This window comes from Kitasatospora sp. NPDC091257 (assembly GCF_044757675.1).
Taxonomy (GTDB): domain Bacteria; phylum Actinomycetota; class Actinomycetes; order Streptomycetales; family Streptomycetaceae; genus Kitasatospora; species Kitasatospora lactacystinica.
In genome coordinates this window covers 1-16,079 of sequence record NZ_JBIVVI010000053.1, presented here as the reverse complement: position 1 = coordinate 16,079, position 16,079 = coordinate 1, and the positions used below count along the sequence as shown (strand labels likewise).

Annotated in this window: 16 protein-coding genes and 2 tRNA genes; 6 read left to right on the top strand and 12 right to left on the bottom strand. The window is 68.8% G+C overall.

Translation table 11 applies throughout. The features are described 5' to 3' along the window. Window positions 1–318 precede the first annotated feature (318 nt). From ACIQOV_RS04425 to ACIQOV_RS04415, 3 genes are all read right to left on the bottom strand, one after another. Window positions 319–1,662 (bottom strand): helicase-associated domain-containing protein, encoded by a 1,344-nt coding sequence (locus ACIQOV_RS04425; protein ID WP_401044771.1) that lies wholly within the window; start codon window positions 1,660–1,662, stop codon window positions 319–321. Next, window positions 1,659–2,456 carry a hypothetical protein gene (locus ACIQOV_RS04420; RefSeq protein ID WP_401044768.1) on the bottom strand — a complete coding sequence of 266 codons (798 nt, stop codon included), beginning with the start codon at window positions 2,454–2,456 and terminating at the stop codon, window positions 1,659–1,661. The genes ACIQOV_RS04425 and ACIQOV_RS04420 overlap by 4 nt, the downstream gene beginning before the upstream one ends. Before the next feature lie 115 nt (window positions 2,457–2,571). Then, complete coding sequence (locus ACIQOV_RS04415) at window positions 2,572–3,270, bottom strand: UPF0158 family protein (protein WP_401044765.1); 699 nt, start codon at window positions 3,268–3,270, stop codon at window positions 2,572–2,574. A 111-nt stretch (window positions 3,271–3,381) separates the two neighbouring features. Between ACIQOV_RS04415 and ACIQOV_RS04410 the strand changes: the two genes are divergently transcribed. Beyond that, window positions 3,382–4,632, top strand: coding sequence for a DUF6880 family protein (locus tag ACIQOV_RS04410; protein WP_401044762.1), 1,251 nt, complete (start codon window positions 3,382–3,384; stop codon window positions 4,630–4,632). A 23-nt stretch (window positions 4,633–4,655) separates the two neighbouring features. On the opposite strand, the gene ACIQOV_RS04405 is transcribed toward ACIQOV_RS04410, so the two are convergent. The 3 genes from ACIQOV_RS04405 to ACIQOV_RS04395 all read right to left on the bottom strand — a co-directional run bounded on the left by ACIQOV_RS04405 (window position 4,656) and on the right by ACIQOV_RS04395 (window position 7,180). Beyond that, complete coding sequence (locus tag ACIQOV_RS04405) at window positions 4,656–5,579, bottom strand: hypothetical protein (protein WP_401044759.1); 924 nt, start codon at window positions 5,577–5,579, stop codon at window positions 4,656–4,658. Between the two features lie 231 nt (window positions 5,580–5,810). Continuing rightward, entirely contained in the window at window positions 5,811–6,470 is a 660-nt protein-coding gene (locus tag ACIQOV_RS04400) for a hypothetical protein (RefSeq protein WP_401044756.1), read from the bottom strand. Between the two features lie 131 nt (window positions 6,471–6,601). Next, complete coding sequence (locus tag ACIQOV_RS04395; protein ID WP_401044753.1) at window positions 6,602–7,180, bottom strand: DUF4240 domain-containing protein; 579 nt, start codon at window positions 7,178–7,180, stop codon at window positions 6,602–6,604. A 52-nt stretch (window positions 7,181–7,232) separates the two neighbouring features. On the opposite strand from ACIQOV_RS04395, the gene ACIQOV_RS04390 reads away from it, so the two are divergent. After that, window positions 7,233–7,835, top strand: coding sequence for an HD domain-containing protein (locus ACIQOV_RS04390; RefSeq protein WP_401044750.1), 603 nt, complete (start codon window positions 7,233–7,235; stop codon window positions 7,833–7,835). 80 nt (window positions 7,836–7,915) lie between these two features. Here the strand turns inward: ACIQOV_RS04390 and ACIQOV_RS04385 are convergent, their stop codons facing one another. After that, window positions 7,916–9,079 carry a HEAT repeat domain-containing protein gene (locus ACIQOV_RS04385; RefSeq protein ID WP_401044747.1) on the bottom strand — a complete coding sequence of 388 codons (1,164 nt, stop codon included), beginning with the start codon at window positions 9,077–9,079 and terminating at the stop codon, window positions 7,916–7,918. A 114-nt stretch (window positions 9,080–9,193) separates the two neighbouring features. Next, window positions 9,194–9,625: a hypothetical protein gene (locus ACIQOV_RS04380; protein WP_401044744.1), complete on the bottom strand. Its 432-nt coding sequence runs from the start codon at window positions 9,623–9,625 to the stop codon at window positions 9,194–9,196. Between the two features lie 301 nt (window positions 9,626–9,926). On the opposite strand from ACIQOV_RS04380, the gene ACIQOV_RS04375 reads away from it, so the two are divergent. Both ACIQOV_RS04375 and ACIQOV_RS04370 read left to right on the top strand, forming a co-directional pair. After that, a complete protein-coding gene (locus ACIQOV_RS04375; protein WP_401044742.1) occupies window positions 9,927–10,595 on the top strand; it encodes a DUF1963 domain-containing protein in 669 nt (222 codons plus the stop codon). Next, window positions 10,583–11,161, top strand: coding sequence for an SMI1/KNR4 family protein (locus ACIQOV_RS04370; RefSeq protein WP_401044739.1), 579 nt, complete (start codon window positions 10,583–10,585; stop codon window positions 11,159–11,161). Before ACIQOV_RS04375 ends, ACIQOV_RS04370 begins: the two co-directional genes overlap by 13 nt. A gap of 395 nt (window positions 11,162–11,556) precedes the next feature. Here ACIQOV_RS04370 and ACIQOV_RS04365 read toward each other — a convergent pair whose 3' ends face one another. The 4 genes from ACIQOV_RS04365 to ACIQOV_RS04350 all read right to left on the bottom strand — a co-directional run bounded on the left by ACIQOV_RS04365 (window position 11,557) and on the right by ACIQOV_RS04350 (window position 14,735). Continuing rightward, the gene (locus ACIQOV_RS04365; RefSeq protein ID WP_401044736.1) at window positions 11,557–11,832 is read right to left on the bottom strand and encodes a hypothetical protein; all 276 of its coding nucleotides are present in this window, start codon (window positions 11,830–11,832) and stop codon (window positions 11,557–11,559) included. Window positions 11,833–11,983: 151 nt separating this feature from the next. After that, a tRNA-Gln gene (locus tag ACIQOV_RS04360) sits at window positions 11,984–12,056 on the bottom strand. 88 nt (window positions 12,057–12,144) lie between these two features. Next, window positions 12,145–13,518: a hypothetical protein gene (locus tag ACIQOV_RS04355; protein ID WP_401044733.1), complete on the bottom strand. Its 1,374-nt coding sequence runs from the start codon at window positions 13,516–13,518 to the stop codon at window positions 12,145–12,147. A gap of 1,144 nt (window positions 13,519–14,662) precedes the next feature. Further along, window positions 14,663–14,735 (bottom strand) — tRNA-Trp (locus ACIQOV_RS04350). A 247-nt stretch (window positions 14,736–14,982) separates the two neighbouring features. Between ACIQOV_RS04350 and ACIQOV_RS04345 the strand changes: the two genes are divergently transcribed. Then, the gene (locus tag ACIQOV_RS04345) at window positions 14,983–15,360 is read left to right on the top strand and encodes a hypothetical protein (protein WP_401044730.1); all 378 of its coding nucleotides are present in this window, start codon (window positions 14,983–14,985) and stop codon (window positions 15,358–15,360) included. A 177-nt stretch (window positions 15,361–15,537) separates the two neighbouring features. Further along, window positions 15,538–15,783 carry an SIMPL domain-containing protein gene (locus ACIQOV_RS04340; RefSeq protein ID WP_401044774.1) on the top strand — a complete coding sequence of 82 codons (246 nt, stop codon included), beginning with the start codon at window positions 15,538–15,540 and terminating at the stop codon, window positions 15,781–15,783. The last annotated feature ends 296 nt before the right edge of the window (window positions 15,784–16,079 follow it).

Here is a 16,079-nt window from a genome sequence, read left to right as displayed (position 1 = left end):
TAACCCGGCCAACGGCCTTCCGACATCACTGTCGGGACGACAGGATTTGAACCTGCGACCCCTTGACCCCCAGCGGTCGAAAGGGGGTGACGGTCCGTCCAATCAGCCCAGAACCCGCAGGTCAGGGTCTGTCTCGTCCAGGCCTCGTGCTGCTTTTTACGGTCCAGTGACACCCAGTCCGTGAGAGGCGCGTGAGAGGCCGGTGGCCGCAGTGAGTCTCCTCTCTGCGGCTCACCCCGTTCTGAGCCGGGTTCCCCCTCATCGCCAGACGCCGGGCCGGATCCGTTGCTTCGACGAGCGGCCCTCGGTGTCCGGTAGTCATCGGACCTGGTCCAGCGGGTACCCCTGGGCGAGGGCAGCCGTGCGGAAGGCGGCGAGTCGGCCGGCGGGGACGGCGAAGTGGCGCTCCCCCAGCCTCGTCGCGACGGTGCGCAGGCGCCGGTCCCCGGCCAGGAGAGCCGCCACCGCAGGGTCCGCGCATTCGATCAGGTGGACCGGGCCGGTGTCACGGACCTGGCCGAGGCGGCGAGCCGCATCATCCAGCAGCGTCGTGACGGTCTGCGGCAGCGGATGCCGGCTTGCCGCCTCCAGGTAGCGTCGCAGCTCGGCGAGGTCGCGCCCGGCGTCTATGGCTCGGAGCAGGGAGCGGTGGGTGAGGCTCCAGACGCGGTCGCCGGTCTTGTCGGCGAAGGCGTCCAGGAGCAGGGCGTCGGCGGGGGCGAGTCCGTCGAGGGCGGCGATGTCGTGGTTGGGCAGAACGGTGATCTGGCCGGACGGGGTTGCCGGTCGGGGCTTGGGGCTGGGGGTGTAGGTGGCGCTCTGGCCGGTGGTGTAGGCGCCGAGTGGGTTGAGGCGTATGGCGAGCAGGCCGTCGTAGCGACTGAGTTGGTCGAGGTAGTCGCCGCCCCAGTTGTGCTGGTAGTCGGTGCGGGCTCCGGCGGGCGGGATGTAGTCGATGTCGATCAGGCCGAGGACTGCTGCGTATTCGAAGAGCACGGCGAGGGTGTAGCGGCCCTGGAGCAGCGGCCAGTCGTGGTGGCCGTCGTAGCCGAGGCTTCCGTACTGGGGGTCTTCCAGGTACAGCTTCCACAGGGCGCGTTCGCTGCGGGTGATGACGGGGTCCTGGCCGGCTCGGCGCATCTGCGCGAACAGGTCGTCCACGGTGATCCATTGGCCGGTGGTGCGGGTGGTGAGTGCCTGGCCGACGAGCTCGCGGCGAGGTCGGGCTGCGGTGAGCACGTTGGCGGCGCGCTGGCCTTTGATTTCCTCGATCCGGTTGAACTCGTCCAGCAGGGTGTTCTTCAGCCAGCGCTGCCACAGGGCGGCGATGGTCTCGTGTGCGGGCTTGGCGAGTGCGGTTCGGCCGCGCGGGGTCAGCGTGAGCCTGCCGGCAGCGAGGGTTGCCAGGCCGCCGGCCTGGAGGAGCAGGGGCCAGGCGAAGGCGGCGATGGCCTCGTGTTCGTAGAAGTCGCCGCCGTCGAGGACTTCGGTGATCGCGGCGACGGTGGCCGCGCTGGGCCTGCGGGTCTTCTCGCTGCAGCGGAGCTTGCCCGTGGCGCACAGCTGGAGCAAGGCGGCCAGGTTGGCCTGCGCCTCGTGTTCGGTGGCGCGGATCCGGCGCTCTTTCTCCTGTCGGTCATCGAGCTGGTGATCGATGCTCACAACTGCCCCATCGCGACGGTGTAGTGGAAGCCGTCCGGGCCACAGGACCGTTCCAGGGTGCGGACGATGTTCCGGGCCTCGTCGTGCGGCCCGGAGACGTAGAACGGCTTGCCCTCGCGGCCGAAGTCGATCGCGGGCTCGTCGCCCCGCACAGGCCCGAGGTAAGGGGCGGTGTCCGCGAAGCCTGGTGCAGGCGAGAAGCCGAGGGAACGCGCGTACGCGACCGCGCCGTGCACGATCGTGCGAGCCTGGTCGAGCTCGATGCTCAGCGGCGGCAGGTCGAATGCCGAGTAGTACCGGCGCAGGTACGCAGGGAGTGAGCCGGCTCCGATGACCTCCGGCTCAATGGTGTTCTTGACGCCCAGGCAGTGGACGTCCACCAGGAACCCGCACACCGTTACTCTGCTGGCCCGCTCCTGGCGGGCCACCAGTACCTGGGCGAAACCTGCCGTCTCCGGATTCTCGGCGGCATGCGGGTCGGCCTCCGCCCACGCGGGCGCGGCGGCCAGTCCCAGGCCGGCGCTCCAGCCCGCGTTCACCCAGCACCCGATCACCGGCCGATCGGCCGGGGCCATCCCTTCGGTCTGGCACTCGGCCGCCTGTCGCAGCAGAGCACTCGCCTGCGCGGGGCGCATGCCCAGGGCCCTCGCGATCTGCTTCGGCCCGCTCCCGGCTGCCCGCAGTTCCAAGACCCTGGCCAGGACATCGTCGCTCTCTATCACCCGGGCATTGTCCATCAACCCCGGACACCGGAGCGCCCACCCCTGGTCGTTCAACCCGAACGGCTGGCGCATCCCCCAAACCGCCTCCGCCGCCCTGGCGTTGACAGTACGCTGAGGCGTTCCAGGTCCGGCTTCCCGTCATGGGTCGCCCCGCTCGTCTCAACCAGTCTGCTTCGTCCGGCCGCGGTCACTGGCGGGCCACCGGGCGGTAGCCGTTCCCGGCGAGCCAGGCCCGCGCCCGGCCGCGCTGCCGCTCCTCGGCGAACAGGTGGAACCGGCGCAGCTCGTCCTCACGGCGGGCCAGGACGTCCTTGAAGCGGCGGAACGCCCCGCGGCCGGAGATCGCGATCTTCAGGCGATCCGCGAAATCGGCGTCACCGATCGTGGCGATGAACAGCTCCATGTCCCGGTAGCCGTCCCGGGAACCCTCGCACCACACCGGCAGCCACCGCTCGGGGTCCTCGTCGTCGTCCTCCCACTGCTCGCCGGAGTCGGCCTGCTGGGGCCAGCAGTCACCGGTGGTCAGGTCGATCCGGCCACCGCCGAAGACCGGGTCGCCTTCCAGCAGCCCGGACAACTCCTCCAGATCCACCGGCAGTGGCCTGAGCTGTGGCACCGGGCCGCGCCCCAGGGCAGCCTCGGCCTGCCGAGCCAGCTCCGCATCACCCTCCCAGTCGCGCTCACCGAGCCGGGCAATGCACTGGAGGGCCAGTTCCGCAGCCCCCGGAACCCCCGCGATCACCGCGTCGCCGACGGCATCCCCGACCTGCTGCAGAACCTCGGCCACCGGCTGCCCGGACAGCAGCGCGACCAGCGCCGTCCCGTCGCCTGCGTGCCGCGCCGCGCGCAGCCGCCGCAGACTTTCCTCGCTCCACGTACCCGTCATGGAGAGCACGGTAGCGGCGCACTCGCTCCGGCGGACGCCAGGTCCGCGTTCAGGGAACGGGCGCATCCGCCATCTGCTCTCGGATATGCGCGACGTGGTGGGATGGGGCGCATGGGCACGAACACGGTCTCCCCGGACGAGCTCGCCGCGCTGGTGGACAGGCTGCGGTGGGACAAGCGCCGCCACCCCTACCACGGGCGGGGCGAGTACCAGGCAACCGCCCACCAGGTACTGGAGACGGCGACCGCGCTGGTCGACACCGGCCTGGCCGGCACGGTCGTACGGACGCTGCGCACCGCCGTGAACCGGATCACCCGCGCGCTGATGTACCTCGACGACTCCTCAGGCATCGTCGGCGACGCGCTCCAAGGACTCATCGACCTCTACGCCCGCGCGCTGGAGCAAGCCCCACCCGCCAACCCCAAGACACTCGCGTCATGGCTGGTCGCGGCGCAGTTCGACGGCCCCGGCTGGCCCCGCATCCACCTGCGCGCCTTCGCCCCCGCCCTCGGCGAACCGGGCATCGCTGAGATCACCGCCCAGGTCCAGGCCCGCGCCGCCACCGCCGCTCCGGACTCGTGGAGCGCCCAGTTCGCCGTCCGCGACTTCCGCGAGCAGCTCGCCGAGCTCACCGGCGACGTCGACCACTACATCGCCGTCCTCGCCGAGGACCTGAAGAGCCCGGACCAGTACCGCAAGATCGCACGCGCCCTGCTCGACGCCGACCGCCCGGCCGAGGCCATCGACTGGGCCAAGCGCGGACTGGCCCACCACCCCGGCAACCCCTACAGCGACAGGCTCCGCGGCCTGCTCGTCGACCTCCTCATCGATGAGGACCAGGTCGCTACCGCGCTCCAGGTGCGCGTCACCGAGTTCAACCGGCACCCCGTCGCCGCCACCTTCCGAGCCCTGGCCGCCACGTGCGACCGCGTCGGTGACACCACGCCACTCGCAGCAGCCTTGGAGACACTGCGCGCCCGGGCCACCCAGGAATCGCTCCGCCTGCGTGAACTCGTCCAGGCTCTGGGCACCGCCGGCCTGGACGAGGAGGCATGGTCCACCGCCGCCGCACACCCCGGCGAGGTCGGGGCACACCTGCTCCACTCCCTCGTCGAACGGCGCGAAGCGGCACACCCCGCCGAGGTGCTCGCCCCCTACCGCTTCCTGGTCCAGGCCCAGCTCGCCGACACCGGGAAGTACCGATACGACCGCGCCGTCGAACTGCTCCGCCGGCTGCGCGCCGCGCACACCACAGCAGGCGACCCCGAGGGCTTCACCCGCTACCTCGCCGAACTCCGCGCCGAGCACAAGCGCAGGACCGGCTTCATCGCCAAGCTCGACAAAGCCGGACTGACCCCCTGAGGTCCGCAGCCGGGTGGGGCCAGCTACCAGCCGCGCAGTTCCCTCCAGCTCCGCTCGAACGCCTCCAGACCGTCGCGGCCGAGCAGGTGCCGGTACCGACCGGTCGGGTGCAGGCACGAATCCGTGTCGCAGACCGCGGCCAGCTTCGCGAGGCGCTCGGCAAGCTCCGCCGGGTCGATCCGAAGTCGCTCGCACAGGCCGACGTGGACGGCCGCGATGGCCGAGCCGATCTCGTGCGATTCCTCGTCGTAGGTGCGCCAGTCCTGGCTCAGCACCCCGGCGAGGTGGTCCCAGCGCTCCGCGGCGTACTCGACCGCGTCCAGCAGCTCCACCGACGGCGGGCGCAGCGCCAGCGCCTGGAGTTCGGTCACCACGGCGCGGCCTGCGGTGGCGATGTCATGCAGGTCGTACTCGTAGCGACCGTCCGGGATCGCCCGCGCCTCGTCGACCAGCGCACGCAGCGGCTCCAGATCCTCGGCGCCCGGCGCACCGAGGCGGCCGGTGACCACCTCGAGATCGACGGCGAGCATGCGGTCACGCACGGCATGACGGGCGATCAGCGCGACGAGCTCCGCCACGTCGAGAGTCCTGGCAAGCGTACGGAAGCGCCGCTCCGCGGGATCCACGGTCCGCGCGTCAGGACGGGACTCGGGCAACGCGTTCCAGGTGAACCCGGCACGTACGGCAGCCAGAGCCGCCGCGATGGTATGTGGGCACAGCACGGTAGGACGGCTGTCGGGGCAGTCGCACTCACCCGTCAGGGCGCGACCCACGACGCCGACCCAGACCTGCCAGGTCTGGGTGCCGTCGACGACATCGGCGTTGGCTCCGCCGAAGCCGGGCTCCAAGTTGCGCACAGCGTCGGCGGTCAACAGCTTCTCGCCGCCGCTGTACGCCTTCGCAGACGCAGCAGGTCGGACGGTGTCGGTAGCGATGCTCACGGCCATGCCCATCATCCAATCCTGCCCGGCCGATCGCTGGGCATCGGGTCCACGAACGGGTGAGCCCCGCTTCGCCCGTGCCACGGCTGTGCCGAACCGGCGTACCTGGAATCGCCACCAGCGGAAACGGCCTACACCCTGTGGCTGTGCAAGTCGGGACGACAGGATTTGAACCTGCAACCCCTTGACCCCCGGCGCGCGCCACTTCGCGGCGGATTACTCATCCGGCCAATTTCCCTACGTTGTGGGGTAGCCGATCTCGGCGATGTCCTCAGCAAGGTCCGCGAGGATCAGCTCGGCGTTGAGGGCACGGACCACGTCATCGGTGAGCGGCCTCAGAGCACAGATATGCCGGACGGTATCCAGGTCGACCGGGACCTCGTAGTAGTCGGCGGCGAAGCTGGCGTACGCCTCCGGAGATCGGTCGGCGAGGAGCCGGAACAGCCAGTCGGCCCCGTCGGGGTCGACATGGCCCTCCGGGAAGTCGATCTCCCCCGTCTGCCAACTCTTGTCAGTCGTCCTACGCCACAGGCAGGCCGTCACCGTCGGAATGCCGTCGTCGTTGAACGCGGGTTCCTCCACGCACGACCGGAACTCTTCGGGAACAGAGTCCACCACGCCCGGCCACACTCCGTCCTCGGCATAGGGGCTCATCGGCGACTCGTGGTCAAAGCCCCGGACGTACACACCAGCCGGAGCGAAGACGATCGAGTACTCATCCCCCGAACCGTTACGCATCGACGCCAACTCCTCCGTCGGCGACCACCGCGTGTCAAAGGAGTAGTAGCGCGCAGACCAATCGGGACTGAGGATCGCATCCAGCATCGCCAAAGCCCGGCAGTGGTCCCGCAAGGTATCGGGATCGGGCAAAGAACAGGCGACATCGTTGACGGTCATGCCGACCATCCAAGCGGACCCCAGTGACAACCCGCATGGTCGCCGCCAAGCCGCCGCACAGGGGACATCGGCAACCAACCGGGACAGCGGCCCCATCCGGGTGGCGACGCCCTTCGAGGCACTGACGCGCCTCAGCCGGCGGCTGCGCCAAGGTAGAGGGCAGCCAGGCGGGGAAGGCGACGGTGCATCTCGTCAGCGTCGTCGAAGTCGAAGTCCTCCCCCATGTCGGAGTCCAGCTCCGTATCCAGATCCTGCCCGGCCCGATGGCGCTTCCACGCCTCGTGGAAGGCATCGGCGTCACCCGTGAGGCGCTCGAACGCGTAGCCGGCCGCGTAGTTCACGTCCTCGGCGGAGATCACGTAGTCGTCACCCCGGGCGGCGGCCTCGATCACTGCGGGGTAATCCGCCAGAGCGTCCGGGCGAGCGGTTACCAGCTCGCACCAGTCCCGCCCGAGGGCGACCAGGCCGGCCCGGAAGTCCATGAAGCTGTCATCCGAGCAGCCTCCCCCGATGAGATAGGCGGCAGCCCACACGTCCCAGCGGTACACGGCGCCGTGCACCTCGTCGAATCGCTCCTGATAGCCGAGGATCTCCTCCTGCGAGAGCCCCGCCAGCTGGTCGACCAACGCCTCGGCGAACGACTTACCATGCGGACCGCTGCTTTCGGACCGCGCTACCCCGATCACATTCCAGAACCCGTCGATGTCCATGGCCATCCACCCTTGCAGCAGGGTCCGACATGTGAGGTCTACCGTGTCCCGGATGACCCTCAATGCTCTGCAGCGAGCGCTCACCCTGCCCGGCGATCCCGTACTGCGACCGCTCCCGTGCCAGGTCGCCGTCCTCCTCGAAGAGTTGCAGGCCCCGCCCAGGCTCGCGGCCCATCTCCGGGCCGTCCACGATGTCGCCCACCAACTGGTCGTCTGGGTCGAACGGCACTACCCGCAGCTGGACTTCGACCGGCATGCCGTCCTCTTCGGCGCCGCCACCCACGACATCGGGAAGATCCTGCACCCCGAGGAGCTCTCCCGGCCCGGTTCCGCGCACGAGATGGCCGGGCGCGACCTGCTGATCGCCCGGGGCGTCACCGAGGAACTCGCCCGCTTCGCCCGCAGCCACGCATCGTGGAACGCCCCCGGCATCAGCACCGACGACCTGCTGGTAAGCCTCGCCGACAAGATCTGGAAGGGCAAGCGCGTCACTGATCTCGAACAACTGCTGATCGAGCGCATTGCCGAAGCCGGCCACCAGCAGCCGTGGGAGGCGTTCGCAGCACTCGACGATGTTCTCGACCACATCGCGCAGGATGCCGAACGCAGGCTGGCCTTCCAAGCTGAGCACCCGGTCGCGCCCGGCATCGGATGAGCCTTGTGAGAGTTCCGGAACTCGGCCGAGGCCTCCGACAGGCAGCAGGGTCCGCGAGGATCCGAGCTCTCCGCGAGCCGTCAGAAGTCGGGGGCCCGGTCGCGGTTTGTCAGGAGCGCGCGGAAGGACTCTCGTTCTGTCGGTAGTCCAGCTCGGCGCAGCCATGTGATCTTGTTACCGATGTTGCCCCAGCAATCGTCCTTGTCCGCGATGGCGCTGAGGAGTCGGTACTGAGCGTCGGTGAGGGCCGCCTCGCTGGCGTTGCCGTCGGGGAAGGCGCGCAGCAGGAGCGGTCCCCAGTCGCGTTCGACGGTGAAGTCGTTGGCCATGGGCATCAGTGCCAGGGCGGCGTCGAGGATTTCCTCCAGGGTGGTGGTGCGGGAGAGCAGGGCGTGGAGGAGGGTGAAGCGGAACCATCCGTCGAGTTGGGGCAGGGGTTCGGCGTCGAACCAGTGGTCCGCGGCATGCGGGTCCGACAGTGCCTCCAGAAGGATGGCAGTGGGACGCGGGTCGTCGGAGGGGAGCGGGGCGAGGGCGGCGCAGGCTCGGATCGCCGGATCCTGGTCGGTGAGCAGGTCGCTGGTGTCCTGCGCCCAGGCTACGAGGGTCAGAACGGCCACGGCGCGCTCGCGCCGGTTCCCGCTTGTGGTCAGGGTGATGCGCAGCCGAGCGGCTGCGTCGGGTATCCGGTCGCGGAGTTCGGGGGCCTTGAGAAGGTGGCCGGCAGCGCCGACAGCGGCCTCGCGAACCACGGGGTCGGGATCGCTCAGGTAGGGAGCCACCGCCTGGTGGATCGCAGGACGGGCGGCGCGGCAGGCAGCGATGTCGGCCGGGTCGTCGTACTCGGGATCCTGCTCGCGGTCGTCGTAGTAGCCGACCGCCTCGGCGATCTCGCCCAGCCACTCCAGTAGCGCGGCGCGAAGTGGGCGGGCCCGGTCGTCCCACGGGTACTCGCTCTCGTGCGCGGCCGAGGTGCGCGGATGGTCCAGGATGCCGGCCACGAACAGTGCGACCGGCGCGGTGCTGCTGTAGAGCGAGCCTTGGTGGAGGACCGACATCTGCAGCTGGCCCAGGGCATGGGCCTGGACCTCGGGGTCGTCGTCCAGCAGGCCGACCAGCAGCATGGGTGTGTCCTCGGCCGATCCGTACGCGTGGCTGAGCTCCGCCCAGGGCGTGTCGAGCAGGACGGCCTTGGGGTGCGGGACCGATTCGATGCCGGCGGGCGGCTCACCAGGAGTGATCACGGGCAGCAGTGTGGCGGATCGGGCTGACAACGGGACGAACGTTGGTGACGGAAGCCGAACGCTGGGCATCCCGGCAGTCGAGGGCGCCAGCCGAGCAGCCCGACTTCGGCACGTCTACAGGGCGATATCGCAGTACAGGCCGCACTGACCGGCGTCACGGGCGAGGCCGGCCAGCCGCTCCAGGAAGTCGGCTATCAGCTCCGCGTCCTGTCCCGCGCCGGCCTCGGTGAGCGTCCACCCGGACGCGGCCTCCTCCAGTCGGCCGCTGCCGGCCATCGCGAGCGCGTCACGAAGGCTGTCGGTAATCGACACGAGCCAGTGGCCCTCGTGCTGCGGATCGCTCAGCAGCTCGCAGAAGCGCGGGTCGGCTTCCACCTGCTCCTCGGGAACTCCCCTCAGGACCGCCTCGACCACACCGAGGAGGGCGTAGGGGTCAACGCCCTTAAGTCCGACCGTGCCGAACCGGTCGTCGGCCCGGCCGCCCTCGAAGATGCCCAAGGCCTGTGCGTCGTCGGCGGCCGCATAGTAGTCGTAGAGGTTTCCCATGGCTTGATCGTCCAGCCACCCCCGACAGCCGGTACGGGCGCCCAGGCTCAGTGGCCCGGCCCCTCACCCCCGTGTCAGCTGGCACGGACGCCTCCGTAGGCTCCCCGTGTAAGAGCCGGATGCCTGCCCTGGGCGCAGCACGTGTGGCGTTCCGTTCGCCGAAAGACGTAGCCGCGATGACCGGGTGCCCCTGCCAACTGACGTGCCCCATCCACCTCGTCCCAGTCCGGGTCTGGGCGGAGTCGTGACCACGGGCCGTGGTAGGCCGAGGTGTCAGCGGCTTGTCGTAGAGTCGCCGGCTGTGACGACGACCCTGATGACGTACGCGGGCACCACCGAGCCCACCGCATTTGTCACCCGCACCGGCGGGGTGCCGCTGGCCCCGGCCGGGACTTCGTGGCCTCAGTGCTCCATGTGCGACGGGCCGATGCAGTTCCTGGCGCAGGTGCTCCTCGACGATCTCGGCCGCCACGCCGGCCAGGGCGCCGTCGAGAGGCGGGACGTGCTCGCCCTGTTCATGTGCCAGAACGACCCGGGCATGTACGAGGAGTGGGACCCGCAGGCGGGCGGCAACCGCGCACTGCTGTTCCCTACGGCCGCACTCCAGCCGATCCCGGTGCCCGTGCTGGACGAGGACGACGACCAGGAGCCGGTTCTGCTCGGCGCGGTGAGCGCCGTCGCGTACGAGACTGCGTCCACCACGGCCGATTACGGCCAGGCCTACACGGAGTGGGCGAGGCAGCCGGGCCGAACTCCTCTTGACGTCCTGGGTCAGCTCGGCGGGCGGCCCGCGCGGCTGCAGAACGACGAGACCCCGGCCTGCCCGACCTGCGCACGGGAGATGAGGCTCGTCGTTCAGCTCGAGGAAGGACGGGACCACGCCACCGCAATGAACTTCGGAGGTCGTGGTGAGGCCTACGCCTTCGCGTGCGAGCCCTGCACACAGGCCGTGTTCCTGTGGCAGTGCTGACCCCAGCAATCTTCTGCCCCCAGCCGGAGAGCCAGACCGCGCTCGAGCAACTACGCGCGCACCTCGGGGAACCGGAGTCCTGGGGTTGGGCCAGGCCCGCAATCTGGGATGCCAGTGAGCGGTACCTCGGTTTCCGGCTGCCGACCGACTTCAAGGCGTTCCTCGATCTGTACGGCCCTGGCTCGGTGGACGGTTATCTGACGATCGACCGGCCGATGGAAAGCACGCCGGCCGAGCTGGAGCGCTACTGGGGACCCCCACCTGAACGCCCAGCCTGGTACGGCGAAATCGCCGAGGACTGGTGGGAGGTCGATGAGTCCGACGTCCGATCAGGCGTTCTACTGCTGTGGGGAAGCGACGAGCACGGCAGTCGGTACTTCTTCCGCGCGGTCGAGGACGATCCCGCCGAGTGGCGGATCATCATCAGCAGTGACGAGGGCGAGTGGTTCGAGACCGCCGGGACGTTCACCGAGTTCCTGGTGCGCTGCTTTCACCGGACCGACCGTCCCGACTTCATGGACTCCAGCTGGCCGAGGCCCGGCGCGCGCTACGAGGCCCGTGCATGACCCCACATTCAGCGTCCCGGGCCACTGCCTCCTGCGTCGGCGGCGCATGCGCCGCCGTACGCTGCCCGCCTGAGCACGAAGCACTCCCCCGTCGTCTGCGCCTGCTGCGGCGCTGGGTCAGTAGCGCAATGCAGAATCTGAGGCCTTGCTGGCGGCCACTGACGTGCGGCCAGCGGACGATCCGGTGGCCGTGATCAGCTGGATCGACTTGTCCGACCCCCGGCTGATCAGATGCAAGTGACTTCTCCACAACGCGCCCCGATGGCTGCCTTCCTCAAACGTCATTGGATCGACTACGTCGCCAGCCGCCGCCACGCGCCGCGGAACTGGCTCCAGCTCCAACACTCACCGGCATATCGCATGTCCGGAGCAAGCGCTCTGCGCCGGTACGGCCGTCATCTACCGGGAGCCTGCTTCTTGGCTTCGACAAGATGGCGGAGACGTCGGATCTCGCCGATCAAGCGGGGGATGTCCTGACGGACGTTGGCAATGAAGTTGGCGTTCTCGTCCCACCGCTCGTCTGCGACGTCGACGTACCGAGGCTGCTGGACGAGCGTGGCGGCCACGACGTGGTGGTGATCGAAGTCCGGCCAGCGTTCCCCGAGACCGGTGTCAGCGACGGTGCTGATGGCCACGAGGCTCATGGCGAATTCGTCGTCGAGTTGTCGCACGTGCCAGGGACCTGGGGTCGCGGCGTCAGCGGTCCTCGATATCGGCGACGTCTTCATCGGTCAGCGGCTCGGGAGTGTTCATCAGGCCGGCAGTTCCTTGTGCTCGATCAGCTCGCCACATTCGTAGCGGCTCCGGCGAGGATCGAGAGGGCGACGAGGGCAGGATTCGAACCTGCGTCCACCCGGGATCAGAGCCGGGCGCTCCTCCGCAGAGCTTCCTCGTCGCCGAGTTGATCATTGCGGGAGCCAACGCGTGGGTCAACTGGTTTGTCGCGGAACGCGAAACAGCGGGCACGGGCGGCCGGACCGGCGCTACAGCCACTCCTGCGCGGCGGCGCGCTTGCCTTTGCCCGAGAAGATCCCAGCCGACCGGAGGGCGCTCGCCATGAGGGGATCGGCGACGGCAACCCCATGCACAAGCTCGGGCGTCCGACGGAAGGCGACGGCCTTGGCTGCTGGCCTGGGGGCGGTCCAGGCACCGGCCACCGGGTCCACGCCGTGTCGCGCGCAGGCCGCCTCGACCAGCGAGCGCGGGCACTCCTTCTCGCCCCGCAGTGCTTCCCAGGGCAGCGGCAGCTCTGCCCAAACGTAAGTGTCCGGATGCAGCCCGCCACCGCTCATGCGGTGCCAGTACGCCACATCGGCCGCCATCAGGCGGGGCACCTTGCCGGGGCAGATCCGGTCCAGGACCTCCACCCGACCCAGCTCGGTCAGCAGCGCCAACCAGTGCGCCCGCGCTGTGTTCCACGCCTGCGCGGCCTGGTTCCACGTCGACGAGTCGTTGCCCCGGCGCACGATCATGGTGTCGCGCTCCAGAGGGCAGCGCCCCCAGGCGTCCTCCAGCAGCTCGGCCACCTCCCGTAGAAAGCGGGTCCAGTGTGCCAACAGCTGAGTGAGGCCCTCGTCGGACAATCTCTCGAGTACTTCGGCCGTCGGATGCACATGCGCGATCGCGTACCAACGGGTCTGCTCGGGGTGTGCCTGAAGTCGCCGGAACAGGGCGTCAGCGACTTCGTCGTACACCTGCCTCTGCTTGCCGTTAGTGAAGATGCTCCTCATGTAGCTTCGTGCGGTGACGTACGCGACGAAGGCCGCGGTGTCCGGGTCGGCGGCGAACAGTTCGTACGGCAGCGTGTGGGCGAGTGCGCCCTTACCGGTGATGGTGACCTCGCGACGGCGCTGCTCGTGGATGAGCCGGCTCATTTTGGCCTCCATCCGGCACAACAGCCGGAAGCGCTTGTTGTACTGGCGCTTGGATATCTCGCCCAGTCCGGCCTCCGCGCGCTCGGCTCGGTCGAGACGGTCCCTGCCGAAGTCGTTGTGCCCATAGGCGCGACGGATCTCCTCCCCCGCGCGGCGGATTACCGCCTCGATCTGCTCGGGATCATCCCCAGCGCCGTCCGGGAGGTCCGGCACGCTCGTGAACAGGCTTGCCGCGCGGGCGAGCTGGCGCTGTGCGCCGACAGGTCGGGCGAAGCCCTCCAACATGGAGGTGTAGCCGTGCCACAGCCTGCGCAGTGAGTGCTCAGTGGCTTTGGTGAGAGCTGCCTCGGTGGCCGGGTCGAGGTGAGTTCCCTGGGCCGCGTACAGGTCTTGGATGAGCTGGGCCACGTCCTCCGGACGCTTGCGCAGCTTCAGAGAGGCGTGCAGCTCACTGAGCAGCTGTTCGACGGCAGGCGACGGCATGCGCCTCACCCTGTCATCACCAACATCGAACCTCCACCCATTATCCGGCCCGAGGCCTGAGGCGGAGGACCGCTGCCCGCGGTGCCGCAGGGTACGGGCCGGGGAGCAATGTCCGCTCCCAAGCGCCGCTGGTGGCGCCGCCCTGAACCCTCGACACCCTGAACGTTCCGCTGAGCCGGACGTACGCGGCTTCACGGCCAGCAGGCGTTGTCAGAGGTGCGTACTGATGACCGCTAAGCTCCCCCGCCATGTCCAAAGCCCATGAGTACACCTGTTCCTGCCGCCAGGGCCGCCACCACGGGCCGGAAACGCTCTCTCGCCGACGGGCAAAAACGGCCTGGAGTACTTTCCGTGCTCGGCCTACGGACAGTCACCGACCCACCCCGGCCAGGGCACCCGTCACGCGCCGAGGACTAAGCGTTTTCCGTGGCGGGCATCTGACGTCGCGCCAGGAGCGCCGCCCTTCGATAAAGACAGCTGCGGCTGTCTTCATCGCCGCCCAACTCGCCCGGCGACTAGGCAGCTACTGGACCTGCCGACGTGCACTTGATCGATGGCAGACGCGTCAAGTGCGAACCCGCCGACCGGGATCGCCGATCGCGGAGAGCAACCATCCAATCCATTGTAGTGATCGACAAATCAGACACAAAGGAGAAATGGGGCATTCAGTCACGGCGCGGGCACCGAACAGTCCCCAGTCCCGCCGTCGAACCGTGAAAACCGTGAGACGAATGTGAGAGGCAGGCCCCAGAGCACGCCGAAGGCCGCTTCCCCCGAAGGAGAAAACGGCCTCTGACCTGCGACAATGGAGCGAACTCCAGTCGGGACGACAGGATTTGAACCTGCGACCCCTTGACCCCCAGCGGTCGAACGAGTGTCTGACTTATGTTCACCCGTCCGAATCTCGCAGGTCAGGGCCCATCTCGTCTGCTCCGTATGACATCTGATGCCGCCCCATGACGCCCCATCCGCGAGAGGCGTGTGAGAGGCGGTGCACGAGAGCCGCGCCGGACGTGACGTTCCTCACAACCTGATTGCAGCCTCGTTCGCTCGGGTGATGCGACCAAATCCTCTGATTCTTTTGCCTGGCAGATTCTGCTGGTCGCCGAATTCGCGAGGTCCCCGAAAACGGTCGGTACTTTTGCTGGTCCGGCAGGACTCGAACCTGCGGCACACCGCTTTGGAGACGGCTGCTCTTCCAACTGAGCTACGGGCCAGTGCGTTGCCGAGGAATCGAACCTCGCTATCCCTAAGGGAGCAGGGGTTACAGCCCCGCTTGCGTCCCAGCGCTCAACGCTTGGTGATGCACCGATCGTAGGAGGCTGCAGTGGGCAGCGCGAGCGAATATCGAAGCGGTCAACCGCTGTACCAGAGTGTCCAATCCCGGTAAAACGAAATCATTCATCACCAGTCAGCGGCGCGGTTACGGTGGGCGCCCAACCGTATGACCGAGGAGAGCACGCGATGTCCCAGGCGAAGACCGTGACGCTGTGGCGTCCGGCCGGCCCGCAGGAGCTGGCTCTGGTCGAGGCGTCGGGCTGGCGGACCTGGCCGCCTCGCCTACCCGAGCAGCCGATCTTCTACCCGGTGCTGAACGAGGACTATGCGATCCGGATCGCGCGGGACTGGAACGTGCCCGCCGCGAACGTCGGCTACGTCACCAGGTTCGAGGTCGACGCCGCCTTCGCCGCTCGCTACCCGGTCCAGCAGGCCGGCGGACGCACGATCCTCGAGCTGTGGGTGCCGGCGGAGGAGTTGGACGAGTTCAACCGGCACATCGTCGGCCGCATCGAGGTGGTGCACGAGTTCCGGCCGCAGCCCCACATGGAGGCGAGCCTGTGATGGTCTTCCGCTGTGTGCGCTGCAACCAGCCCCTGACCGAGTCATTGACGCTGCTCGCGCCGTTCCCGACGCGGCCCGAGCCGGTGGAGCAGCAGATCGCGCCCTCCACCGTGCCGCGCGGCTGCTACGCCATCGACCCGGAGCCGTTCGGCGCACCGTTCGTCCCGCAAGAAAGAGCTGCGCGCCAAGGCCCGCACGGCCGCCGTCGCAGCCGCACGGGAGAAGGCCGCACTCTACGCGGAGGCGGCCGGAGCCCGACTCGGCCCGGTCATCCACATCAAGGACATCGACTCCGACCAACTGCAGAACAGCTACCGCAGCCACCGCTCCAGCAGCGACGGCAGCGGGGACGGCGACCTCACCCCCGGCAAGATCAGCGTCTCAGCAGGAGTGGTCCTCGGCCTCTCCCTCATCAACGGCTGACCACGCACACTCAGCCCCTGATCCGATCACCGGCCAACGATCGTAGGTAGCCCACAGCGGTCCTTTCGGCGGGTTGCCGCTGCCCGGTGGCGGGCCGCGGAGATTCCACCCTCTGAGCAGGAAAACGTCGGAATCTGCTGCAGTACTAGGCTGGCTATCCCCTGACAGGGAAGCAGTAGTGGGGACTTCGGCGGCTTGCGTCGATGACGGACGTCCGGTCCTCCCGAGCGACAGGAGCCTGTGTCGTGGCCAGTGGGACGCCGGATGAGAAGCCCCAGGAGTGGACCCCTCCGCCC